The sequence below is a fragment of the Sphingobium sp. FW305-3-2-15-F-TSA7 genome (assembly GCF_058787155.1).
Map to the genome: position 1 here is coordinate 1 of NZ_JBYSZM010000014.1, position 11935 is coordinate 11935.

Annotated in this window: 10 protein-coding genes; 6 read left to right on the forward strand and 4 right to left on the reverse strand. The window is 65.5% G+C overall.

Annotated features, from left to right (window positions below):
- Positions 1–65: 65 nt before the first annotated feature.
- From AC3WN8_RS12825 to AC3WN8_RS12835, 3 genes are read right to left on the reverse strand one after another with little or no spacing between them, the layout of a single operon-like run.
- Positions 66–1283 (reverse strand): aminotransferase-like domain-containing protein, encoded by a 1218-nt coding sequence (locus AC3WN8_RS12825; protein WP_492669822.1) that lies wholly within the window; start codon positions 1281–1283, stop codon positions 66–68.
- A complete protein-coding gene (locus AC3WN8_RS12830; RefSeq protein ID WP_492669823.1) occupies positions 1280–3658 on the reverse strand; it encodes a membrane-bound PQQ-dependent dehydrogenase, glucose/quinate/shikimate family in 2379 nt (792 codons plus the stop codon). Before AC3WN8_RS12830 ends, AC3WN8_RS12825 begins: the two co-directional genes overlap by 4 nt.
- Positions 3659–3718: 60 nt before the next feature.
- Complete coding sequence (locus AC3WN8_RS12835; RefSeq protein WP_492669824.1) at positions 3719–4978, reverse strand: cytochrome P450; 1260 nt, start codon at positions 4976–4978, stop codon at positions 3719–3721.
- Positions 4979–5088: 110 nt separating this feature from the next.
- Between AC3WN8_RS12835 and AC3WN8_RS12840 the strand changes: the two genes are divergently transcribed.
- The 6 genes from AC3WN8_RS12840 (at position 5089) to AC3WN8_RS12865 (ending at position 10981) form a co-directional block, all read left to right on the forward strand.
- Complete coding sequence (locus tag AC3WN8_RS12840) at positions 5089–5634, forward strand: TetR/AcrR family transcriptional regulator (protein ID WP_492669825.1); 546 nt, start codon at positions 5089–5091, stop codon at positions 5632–5634.
- Between the two features lie 242 nt (positions 5635–5876).
- The gene (locus AC3WN8_RS12845; RefSeq protein WP_492669826.1) at positions 5877–6728 is read left to right on the forward strand and encodes a DODA-type extradiol aromatic ring-opening family dioxygenase; all 852 of its coding nucleotides are present in this window, start codon (positions 5877–5879) and stop codon (positions 6726–6728) included.
- Positions 6729–6763: 35 nt separating this feature from the next.
- Positions 6764–8155, forward strand: coding sequence for an amidohydrolase family protein (locus tag AC3WN8_RS12850; protein WP_492669827.1), 1392 nt, complete (start codon positions 6764–6766; stop codon positions 8153–8155).
- Complete coding sequence (locus AC3WN8_RS12855; RefSeq protein WP_492669828.1) at positions 8140–8646, forward strand: flavin reductase family protein; 507 nt, start codon at positions 8140–8142, stop codon at positions 8644–8646. Before AC3WN8_RS12850 ends, AC3WN8_RS12855 begins: the two co-directional genes overlap by 16 nt.
- The gene (gene atzF / locus AC3WN8_RS12860) at positions 8643–10415 is read left to right on the forward strand and encodes an allophanate hydrolase (RefSeq protein WP_492669829.1); all 1773 of its coding nucleotides are present in this window, start codon (positions 8643–8645) and stop codon (positions 10413–10415) included. The genes AC3WN8_RS12855 and atzF overlap by 4 nt, the downstream gene beginning before the upstream one ends.
- Before the next feature lie 86 nt (positions 10416–10501).
- A complete protein-coding gene (locus AC3WN8_RS12865; protein WP_492669830.1) occupies positions 10502–10981 on the forward strand; it encodes a VOC family protein in 480 nt (159 codons plus the stop codon).
- 145 nt (positions 10982–11126) lie between these two features.
- On the opposite strand, the gene AC3WN8_RS12870 is transcribed toward AC3WN8_RS12865, so the two are convergent.
- A complete protein-coding gene (locus AC3WN8_RS12870; protein ID WP_492669831.1) occupies positions 11127–11894 on the reverse strand; it encodes an HpcH/HpaI aldolase family protein in 768 nt (255 codons plus the stop codon).
- Between the last annotated feature and the right edge of the window lie 41 nt (positions 11895–11935).

Here is an 11935-nt window from a genome sequence, read left to right on the forward strand (position 1 = left end):
CCCCTCTCCCGATCTCGCTACGCTCGATCACCCTCTCCCCCTAAAGGGGGCGAGGGTTTTAAAGTTCAGACCACCGCCATCTCCCGCGCCAGCATCCCCAGCCTCTCCACACCCGTCCGCGCCGGATCGGCGCCGATCATCGAGAAGCTCAGGCGGAAGGTGTTGCGCTTGACGGTGACGTTGCTCGCGCCGGCCGGATAGAAGGCCGCGCCGGAGATGACCGATACCGAATGCTCGGCCAATGCGCGCTGCGCGAAGAGAGTGGCGTCCATGCCGTCCGGCAGTTCCACCCAGACATAGAGACCCCCTTCGGGCATCGTCCAGCGCACATCCTCGGGCATGTTGTCGGCAAGCGCCTTCAGCATTGAATCCCGCCGCTCGCGATAGACCGTGCAGGCCAGCGCGATCGCGTCGTCGAGGTGCGTCTTCACCACCTCGAGCAGCAGCATCTGGTTGAGCGCACTGGTCGCGAGATCGCTCGCCTGCTTGATCAGCACCAGCTTGCGGATCGCGTCGGCCGGTCCCGCGATCCAGCCGACGCGGAGCGACGGCGCGATGGTCTTGGAGAAGGTGCCGGTCTGGAGGACGGGAATATTCTCGATATCGCCATGGCGCCGGATGGCGAGCGACAGCAGCGACGGTATCGTCTCGCCGTCATAGCGGAGTTGTTCGTAGCAGCCGTCCTCGACCAGCGCCATGCCCGTCGCGTCCGCCAGATCGAGCAGCGCGTTACGCTCGTCGAGCGTCATGGTGGTGCCGGTCGGATTGCGGAAATCGGGGCCGACATAGCAGAATTTGGCGCCCGAAAGTTTCTCCGCCCGCCAGTCCTCGGCATCTTCCGGCAGGCCGAGATAGCGCGGCTGATAGGCATCGAAGGCGCGCAGCGCGCCGATGAAGCTGGGAATCTCGACCATCGCGGTGTCGCCCGGCGACAGCAGCAGCTTGGCGATGAAATCCAGGCCTTGCTGCGATCCGTTGGTGATCAGGATGTTGTCGACGCCGCATGGCGATCCGGTGCGCGTCAGATAGTCCGCGATCCACGCGCGCAGCGGCCCATGGCCTTCGCTCGGCGCATATTGCAGGGCGGTGCGTGCCAGCGCCCGATCGGCCCAGATCGCCTGCGACGCCGCCGAAAGCGCATCATAAGGGAAGATCTCCGGATCGGGCAGGCCGCCGCCGAGATGGATGATCTCGCGCGCCGCGAGCAGCTTCATGCGCTCGCGTATGTCCGACGCGACGACGCCGTCCATGCGCGATGCGTACAGGCTGTTCCAATCGGTCATGGCGTCGTCTTTCTGATCTGGCTGCGGGGAAGCGAATAGGCGACGACATAATCGCCGCGTGGGGTTCTGAGCGATCCGTGCCCGCCGGCGACGATCGCGACCATCTGGCGGCCGTCGCGCGCCGAATAGCTGATCGGCGTGGCCTGGCCGCCGGCGGGCAATGGCGAACGCCAGAGTTCGGTACCGGTGGCGGTTTCGATCGCGCGGAGATAGCCATCGGTCGCCGCACCGATGAAGGTGACCCCGCCGGCGGTGGTCACGGCCCCGCCGAGATTGAAGATGCCCGTCGGCAAAGCGAGGCCGAACGGCGCAAGGCCTTTGGTGGTGCCGAAGGGACGGCGCCATGCCAGTTTGCGGCTTTTCAGGTCGATCGCGGCGATCTCGCCCCAGGGCGGCGCGGCGCAGGGGAAGCCGATCGGCGACAGGAAGGGCATCAACCGCAGTCCGAACGGGGTGCCCTGCATGGCCATGGGCGGCATCGGTTGGCCCTTGACCGGGCGCGACGGCCGCTTCGAGTCCGGATCGAAGGGTGCTGCGCCCTGCGCATCGGCCTCGGCGCGCGGGACGAGCTGTCCGGTGAAGGGCATGGACGAGCTGTTGACGATCATCAGCCCGCGCGACCGGTCGATCGCGACCCCGCCCCAGTTGATCGCGCCGAACGTCCCGGGCGCCATCAGCCAGGGTTCGACCGATGGCGGCGTATAGGCGCCTGCATAATGGAGCTCGCGAAAGCGCAGCCGGCACAGCAGCATGTCGATCGGCGTCGCGCCCCAGAGCGTCCGTTCCTCGACGCGCGGTGGCGCGAAGCTGGGCATGCCGACCGAATAGGGCTGGGTGGGGGCGCTCCGTTCGCCGGGCACGGTGGAGCGCGGCACGGCGCGTTCCTCGACCGGGGCGATCGGGCGTCCGTCGCGACGATCGAGCAGGAAGACTTCGCCGGTCTTGCCGGTAGCCACCAGCGCGGGCACCGCGTCATCGCCATTGCCCAGGTCGACCAGCGCTGGCTGGGCCGGCATGTCGTAATCCCACAGGTCGTGATGGACGGTCTGGAACGACCAGCGCACCGCGCCGCTCGCCGCGTCGAGCGCGACGATCGAGGTGCCGTAGCGCTCGGCCGCGGGCGTCCTGAGGCCACCGAAGAAATCGGGCGAGCTGTTGCCCGTGGGCACATAGACCAGCCCGAGCGCGGGATCGGCACTGAACGCGGTCCAGGCATTGGGATTGCCTGCGGAAAACAGCTCGCCCGGTTTTCCCGGCGGCTTGCCCGGCGGTGCACCGGCGTCCCACACCCAGCGCAGCGCGCCGCTGCGCACGTCATAGGCGCGGATCACGCTGTGCGGCGCATCGACGCGCTGGTTGTCGATGACGTAGCCGCCGAGCACTGCGAGATCGCCGATGATGGTCGGCGCGGAGGTCACGTAATAATAGCCGTCGAAGCGTGTCTGCACGCCCGGACGCAGATCGACCGCGCCTGCATCGCCGAAGCCGGCACAGGGCGTCCCGTCGCGCGCATCGACCGCGATCAGCCGCGCATCGAGCGTCGCTTCCAGGATGCGCGAGGCGCACTGCCCCGCATCCCCCGAACGATGATGCGCGACGCCGCGGCACACCACCGAAAACGCCTTGGAGGCGACGACCTTCGGATCGTGCCGCCAACGCTGCTTCCCGGTCGTCGCATCGAGCGCGACGATGATGTTGCGCGGATCGCAGAGGTAGAGCGTGTCGTCGATCGCGAGCGGCGTAGCGGTGAAGCGGCTGTTGGTGCCGAGATCGTCGAGCCCGCCGACGCGATAGGTCCAGGCATGTTCGAGCCGCGCCGCATTGGCCGGCGTGATCTGCCCGAGCGGGCTGAAATGATCGCCTTTCCAGTCGCCGCCATAATTGGCCCAGATGCCGTCGGCCACACCCGCGACCTCGGTCGCATCACCCTTTGCCGACGGGGCCGGATCGCGAACGGCCAGCCAGGCGCCGCCCAGAATGACGAGCTGGACGAGTGCGAAGCCGAATAGGGCGCGGCTGCCGATCCGGCCCTTCTCGAAGCGCGCCGGCCTGAGCAAAGGTGCGAGCAATGTCAGTACGACCAATAGCAGGGCAGGGGCGAGCAGGCGGGCCATCAGCCCCCAGTGGCCGAGGCCGACTTCCCACACCGCCCAGATTAGTGTCGCCAGCGTGGTCGCGAGATAAAGCCAATAGCCCCAGCGCCGCCGCAGCAGGAGCGCGATGCCGGCGATAATCAGCGCCACTCCGGCCGCTGCATAATAGAGAGAGCCACCGAGCGCGGCGAGGCGAACGCCCCACCAGCCCAGCGCCGCGCCGATACCCGCAAGCAGCAATCCCGCAAGCGCGCACGGCAAAAGCGCGACGATCCGCCGCATCAGCCCCTCCTATCCTTATAATCTTTACTCTAATAGGACGTGGAGGAGTTTGTCGAGCCCTCAGGGTTCCAGGCGGATGGGCATATGCTTGATGCCGCCGACGAAGTTGGAGCGCAGCCGGCTGACCGGACCGGCAAGCTCGATTCCCGGAAAACGCGTGAGGATCTCGTTCAGCACCGCGCGGAGTTCGATGCGGGCGAGATCGTTGCCCAGGCAGCTATGCCGGCCGAAGCCGAAGGTGAGATGGCGATTGGGCCGCCGCGAGAAATCGAGCGAGAAGGGGTTTTCGAACACGGTCTCGTCGCGATTGGCGGAGGGGTAGAACAGCACGACCTTCTCGCCCGCCCGCACCGTCTGGCCGCCGATGTCGATATCGGTTGTCGCCGTGCGCGCCATATAGACGATCGGCGTTACCCAGCGCAGCAGTTCCTCGACCGCCGGGGTCATGATCGAGAGATCCTGCGTCAGAATATGTCGCGCTTCGGGATGCTCGATCAGCGCCAGCATCGCGCCGCTGGTCGCGTTGCGCGTCGTCTCATTGCCCGCGATCGCGAGCAGGAAGCAGAAGCCCAGTATCTCCATGTCGTTGAGCGGCGTGCCGTCGATCCGCGCCTCGACCAGCAGGCTCACCAGATCCTCGCGCGGCGCCTTCCGGCGTTCTGCGATGAAGCGCGCGAAATAGCCGAACATCGCCTGCTGCGCGGCGACGATCGCCTCGCGCGGCAGCTCGACGCTGCCATATTCGGGGTCCTCGCTGCCGATCACGGCATTGCTCCACAGATACATCTGGTCGCGATCGTCGGTGGGCACGCCCAGCAGTTCCAGGATGACGTCGAGCGGCAGCCGCATCGCGATCGCATCGACAAAGTCGATCACGTCGTCGCCCTGCGCCGCGGCGACGCGGGCGGCGGCGACGTCGTCGGCGATCTCGCCGCAGCGCGCGATGATATGTTCTTCCAGCGCACGCATCACGCTGGGCTTGAAGCGTTCGCGCAGGATCATGCGGTTCTTGTGATGCTCGGGCGGATCCATCGTCAGCATCAGCGGCACGCGCGGCGTGTTGTCGGCAACCATCTGGTCCTTGCGCAGAATCGTGACGCCGGGGCTGCTGATGAAATTGTCGCTGTCCTTCCCGATCGCGGTGATGTCCGCATAGCGGGTGATCGCCCAGAACGGCTCGCGCACGCCGTCGTCATGCCAGGCCACTGGCTGCTCGGCCCGCATCTTCGTCCAGATATCATGCGGATAGCCATGGCTGGCGAACCGATCCGGATCGAAACATGCCGGGTCCGCGAGCGGGCGAGCGAGGGGCGAAGTCATAGTCTCGTCTCCTAATTAACGATCGTTCACTAGCATTCCGGAGGCGGCGATGCTAGAGCGCATCAGTGGGTGGCGAGACAGAGGCGGACGCGATCAGGCGAAGAACCCGGATGACACCGGAGGCGCGGCGGGAGATGATCCTGTCGGCCGCTGCACAGATGTTCCAGGAACGCGGCTATGCCGCCGCGAGCATCGATGCGATCGCCACGGCGTCGGGCATCAGCGGGCCCGCCATTTATCGCTATTTCAAGCGCAAGACCGAGTTGCTCGTCGCCTTGCTGGAGGCGGCTGTGACCGAGGCGATCAGGACGCTGGAAGCGTCGGTCGCATCGATCGGCGATGGCGATGTCGTGGCCGCAATGGCCGATCTGATGGCGGATCACGCCTTGCGCGAGGGGACATTGATCGGCCTGTTGCAAGGCACGTTGCGGGAAATGGACGAAGCCGATCAGGCGCGGCTCGAAGCGATACGGGCAGAGTTGGTCATGCGATGGGCGACCCTGCTTTGCCAGGCGCGGCCGACATTGGCGCAAGAGGGGGCGAAAGTGCATGTCGAAGCCGCGCTAGCGGTTGTCGGGCAACTTGCACGCCGTCTGCCTCAGGGCGATGAACAGGACAGATTCCGCCATATTATCCGCGCCATCCTGTCGGCCTGAGATCGGCTTGGAATTTTAGTTTTGTGCGAACCGCTTGCCGCATCGAAGCTGGTGGGTTTCGCTCTCGATTTGCGCTTCATGACTCGCTGCTATCGCCGGCTTCGCCATGTGGATCCGGCAGCGGGATCAGGGGCGCAACCGGCCGCTTCGACAGTATCGGCCAAGTCTGGCCGCATCTCTGGTCAAGACTTTCCGGTCGCGCCTTATATGGTTCGAGCGCAGTCGACATCGCGCGAGGACCCATGACCAAAGCCGCTTCCCCCAGCCAGCAAGACGCCGTGACGGACACGATCTTTCCGACATGGTTCATTCCGCACGGGGGCGGGCCCTGCTTTTTCATGGACTGGCGGCAGATGGGCGGCCCGGCCGACACCTGGGACAAGATGGCGGCATGGCTGCGCGGCCTTGCCGACACGCTGCCCGCGAAGCCCAAGGCGATCGTCGTCATTTCCGGCCATTGGGAGGAAGCGGTGTTCACCGCGTCGACCGCCGCGGCCCCCGCGATGATCTATGACTATACCGGTTTCCCGCCCCATACCTACGAACTGCAATATCCCGCACCAGGCGCGCCCGAAGTCGCGGCGCGCATCGTCGAGCTGCTGCAGGGCGCCGGCCTTGCGGCCGAGACGAGCCCGTCGCGCGGTTTCGATCATGGGATCTTCATCCCCTTGCTGCTGATCTTTCCGGATGCCGATATCCCGGTGGTGCCGCTTTCGCTGACGCGCGATCTCGATCCGGAGGCGCATCTGAAGGCGGGGCAGGCGCTTCAGGCGCTGCGCGAGGAAGGCGTGCTCATTATCGGCTCCGGCATGAGCTATCACAATATGCGCGCATTCCGGACACCGGCCGCGACCGCGCCGTCGGAAGCGTTCGACCGGTGGCTGACCGATACGATCGGCGACGAGGATGCGGAATCCCGCTGGCATGGGCTCGCGCATTGGGCGGAAGCGCCCGCCGCGCGAAATGCGCATCCGCGCGAAGAACATCTGTTGCCGTTGATGGTCGCCGCCGGCGCCGCGGGCGATGCGCCGGGTGTGCGGGTGTTCAGCGATGTCGCCATGGAGGCGCATCTCTCCGGCTTCCGCTTCGGCTGATCGCGCTTGTAGAGATATTGGTTGGAGGACTGTGCTTGGCTGAAGATCCGATTGTCGCCGATCTGCTGATTTCGGGCGCCACCCTCATCACGATGAACGCCGAACGGCATGTGGTGGAGGACGGCGCGGTGGCGATCGCGGACGACAGGATCGTCGCGGTCGGCAAGCGCGAAGCGCTGGCGCGCACCGTCGCCGCCAGGGAGACATTGGACGCGCGCGGTTTCGTCATGACCCCGGGTTTCGTCGATGCGCATATCCACATCACTGGTGATCCGCTGACCCGCGGTTTCAAACGGGGCGGGCCGGGAGAAGCGCCATCGCAGGTGATGGGCGGCTGGGTGATCCCGATCTTTCGCGCGCAATCCGCCGAAGATGAAGCGATCTCGGCGCAATGCGCGGCGCTGGCCATGATGCGGGGCGGCACCACCAGTTTTCTCGAGGCAGGGACGGTGCGTCAGCTCGACGCGGTCATGGAGGGCCTGTCGCTGACCGGCATCCGTGGGCGTGTGGGTGAATGGGTGGAGGGGCGGGCATCCAATCCTGAGGACCAGCCCAGAAAATCCGCCGATGCGATCCGGATCCTGGAATCCGAGGTCGCGCGCTATCCCGACAGCAAAGGCGCGATGCTTGCGGCCTGGCCGGTTCTGGTCGGGCATTCGACGAATTCGGACGAGGTCTGGCAGGCGGCGAAGGCGCTGGCCGATCAGCATGGTATCCGCGTGTCCGCGCATATGAGTGCGCGGTCGTCGGACCCTGACTGGTTCCAGGCCAGGCATGGCCGCCGCCCCCTCGAGCATCTCGCGGCGATCGGCGTGCTCGGCCCCAATATCTGCCTGACCCATCTCGCCGATATCGACCAGTCGGAACTCGATATCCTGATCGAGACCGGCACCCAGGCGATCCTCTGTCCGCATGCCGCACTTCAAGGCGGCTTCGGGATTTCGCAGCATGGCCTCTATCCTGAAATGCTTGCCGCCGGCGTCAACGTCGCGCTCGGAACCGATGGATTGGCCACTGGCATATTGGCCGCGGCCCGGCTGACGGCGCATCTTTTCCGGGACGCGCGCGTCGATCGCACGATTTTCGGACCCGCGACCATATTGGAGCTGGCGACGCTGCACGGCGCGCGTGCGCTCGGGATGACCGATATGATCGGGTCGCTCGAAACCGGCAAAAAGGCGGATCTGGTCCTGCACGACACCGACAATCCGGAATGGAGCGCGATCTTCGATCCGGTCTACCAGCTGGCGCTGTGCGCGCCTTTGGGGCCGGTGCACAGCGTCTGGATCGACGGCGTCCGCGTGATCGAGGGTGGACGGGCGACACAGATCGATGAGGAGAAACTGATGGCCGATGCCCGGCAGCGCGGTGCCGAAATCATCGCGCGGACCAACCTGCCCAGGCAGCCTGTGTGGCCGATCCTGTGATGTATCCGGAGGCGCCGACGCAGGAGGAATGGCGCGCGGCGATGGGGTCCTTCCCATCGGGCGTGGTGGTGGTGACGAGCTGGGAGGGCGATCGGCCGATTGGCGCGACGTACAGTTCGTTCTGCTCGGCGTCGCTCGATCCGCCTCTGGTATCGATCTGTTCCGGGCGCAACAGCCGGGTGTTCGGCCCCATTGCGGAGCGCAAGGCGTTCGGCGTCAATATCCTCGGCCGTGGTCAACAGGCGTTGGCCTTCGCCTTTTCGAACGGTCCGAATGCGAGCGGATTCACCGATCTGCCCCATCGCGCGACGGAAGGGGCTTCGCCGCAGATCATCGGCGCGCCGGTCTTCATCGATTGCACGCTGGAGCACAGCTATGAAGCGGGCGACCATGTCATCTTCATCGGTCGCGGCGTTCGCGTCGACTTCGCTTCGGATGCGCCGCCTTTGCTGTATCACAAGGGCGGGTTTCCGGATTTCGCGCCGCTGTGACCGGTATCAGCCAGGGTGTGGCGGCGCTCGCGGCGCAGGTTCGCGCCGGCTCGCGATCGGCGGTTACGATCGCCGAAGAGGCGTTGGCCCGGGCCGACGCCTATGACGCAGTGCAGCCGCAGACCTGGATCACCCGTCTGTCGCGCGATGAGGTCCTGGCGCATGCGGCTGAGGTCGACGGGCGCGTCGCTGCGGGCGAAGACCTGCTGCTGGCGGGCGTGCCGTTCGCGATCAAGGACAATATCGATCTTGCCGGGATCCCGACCACCGCGGCATGCCCTGCTTTCGGCTATGTGGCGAGCGAAAGCGCGGTTGCCGTCCAGCGCCTGCTCGACGCGGGCGCCATACCGATCGGCAAGACCAATCTCGATCAGTTCGCGACCGGGCTTGTCGGCAGCCGCAGCCCCTATGGCGCCTGTGCCTGCGTCTATAATCGCGATTATGTGTCGGGTGGTTCGAGTTCGGGATCGGCGGTCGCCGTGGCGGCGGGCATCGTGTCGTTCGCGCTCGGAACCGATACCGCCGGATCGGGGCGGGTGCCGGCCGCGTTCAATGGACTGATCGGTTACAAGCCGAGCGGCGGGCGATGGAGCAAGCGCGGCGTCGTGCCGGCGTGCCGCTCGCTCGACTGCGTCAGCCTCTTCACCACGAATGTCGCCGATGCCGTATTGATCGATGGCGTGCTGACGGCGTTCGACCGCGACGATCCCTATTCGCGCATCGCATCGAGCGCGCCTGGCGCGATCGCGAAGATCGGCGTTCCGCTCGCCCGGAACCTGAACTGGTGCGGCGACGGTGAGTCGGAGGCGCTTTACGAACGGGCGCGGCGGCGGGCGGAGCAATCCGGCCTGAATTTGGTCGATGTCGATATCGCGCCGCTGCTCGAATGCGCGAAACTGCTCTATCGGGGCGGCTGGGTGGCCGAGCGCCACAGCGTGATTTCGGATTTGCTGCGCGACAACCCCTCCGCCATTCACCCGGTGGTGCGCGCGATCGTCGCGCCCGGCGGCCAGATGACGGCAGGACAGGCGTTCGAGGACCTCGCCGCGCTGAAAGGCTATGAACGTCTTTGCCGCGAAATCTTCGATACGGTCGACGCGCTGCTCCTGCCGACCACCCCCACCATCTATCGCATCGACGAGGTGCTGGCCGAGCCGTTCGGCCTGAACGCCAATCTGGGACTGTACACCAATTTCGTGAACATGCTGGATCTGTGCGCGATCGCGATCCCGTGCGGATTCCGCGGCAATGGAACGGGTTTCGGCGTGACCCTGATCGGCCCGGCATGGAGCGACCCGGCGCTGGCCGATCTCGCCCTCGATCTTCAGGATGACGGAATGGAAGAACCCCTGTTGGATCTTGCGCCTTCCGCGGATGTGGTCAGGCTGGCCGTCGTCGGCGCCCATCTTTCGGGCATGCCGCTCAACTGGCAATTGTCGTCGCGCGGCGCGCGTCTGGTCCGGCAGTGCCGGACCGCGCCTTGCTACGAACTTTATGCGATGGCGGACAGCGTGCCGCCCAAGCCGGCGCTGATGCATGTCGGGGACGGTGGCGCCGCGATCGAGGTCGAAGTCTATGAAATGGGGATGGCGGCGTTTGGCAGCTTCACCGTCGATGTGCCGGCGCCACTCGCCATCGGTACGCTGACGCTGGACGACGGTGAACCGGTGAAAGGATTTGTCGGCGAGCCGCGCGCAATCGTCGGCGCCCGGAATATCACCGATTTTGGTGGCTGGCGGGCTTTCTGTGCCGCGGCGGAGAAACGGTAGCGGCATGTTCGTGCGCGTTCGTCCAAGTCACGCCGTTGCATTTGATGCCATCAGTCGGTTGAAGTCCATTGTCAGCGGAGGCGACCATGTCCGATCAGATCAATCACGACCATCGTCCGCGCCGCGCCAGCTGGACGCACATCGCGCTCCACGTGAAGGATATCGACAAGACTATCGCCTGGTACGAACGCTACACCCATCTCAAGCTGCTTCAGCGCGGGCAGGAGATGCTGGGTTACAATGCCTGGCTCGGCGATCCCACGACGGCTGACAATCCCTTCGTCCTGGTTCTCGCGCAGTTCTTCGAGGGCAAGGACCCGTTCGCGCCGGCGCAGCATCCGCCGATGGCGCCGTTCGCGCATATCGGCATCGAATTGCCGACCAAGGAAGCGGTGGATGACGTCGCCGCCCGCGCGAGCGCCGATGGGTGCCTCGGTTTCGGTCCGAAGCAGATGCCCAAACATGTCGGCTATATCTGCATGCTCAAGGATCCGGACGGGAACAATGTCGAGTTCTCGTACGATCAGGGCGTGTACGAAAAGGCGCGAGAGGTGTGGAGCGCATAGGCGCCGAACGGGGGGGGTAGAGCGATTTGTAGTTCGATGGAATCATCGAACGACTCGAGCCGTAGGCCAGCGAAGCTAAAATCGCGGTAAAACAAAAACCTAGGGCATGCGATCCGCTTCCAGCGGATCACAGCATGCCCTAGGTTCAGACGGCGTCGATCGCGTGCCGGAACGCGGCGCGATTGGCGCGTCCCTGACCGATCAGATAGCTCTGGTCGGATCCGCACACGAACACCGATGCACCCAGTTGCAGGAACTGGGGAATCTCGCTCGTATCGGTGACGAAGATCCCGAAGGCGACCGCGTTGCGCTGCGCGGCCTCTGCGACGGCAGCGACCGCGTCGATCAATCTGGGATCGCCATTACCCTCGGCGCCCAATGACATGGCCAGATCCGCGCGCCCGACGAACAGGCAATCGACGCCGTCGGTTCGCGCAATGTCGTCGAGCCGCCTCAGCGCGGCCTCATCCTCGATCTGGCACCAGAGCGATGTATGGGCATCGGCTTGAACGCGTTGTGTTCCAGCCGCATGTCCACCGAAACCCGCCGCGCGTGTCGATGGCGAAAAGCCGCGCTGGCCTCTCGCATATTTCATTGCCGCGACGAGATCGGCTGCGCGGTCGCCGTCGACCACATGCGGCGCCACGATCCCGTCTGCGCCCAGGTCCAGGCACTGGCCGATGAACGCGGGCGAATGATCCGCGGGGCGCACTAAACACGGAATATCGGCGCTGCGGGCGCCCAGGACGACACGATCGATTTCGCCGATTCCGAAGGGCGCATGTTCGGCATCGGCAATGATGAAATCGAGCCCGGCGCGGCCCAGGACCTCGGCGACATGGTGTGACGCGCTTTTGAGGAAAGTGCCCAGAATCGGCTCTCGCCGTCGAATTCGTTCACGCAAGCTGGTCAAGGCGGGCTCCCCAGGAATGACCGGCTGAAATTCCTTCCATT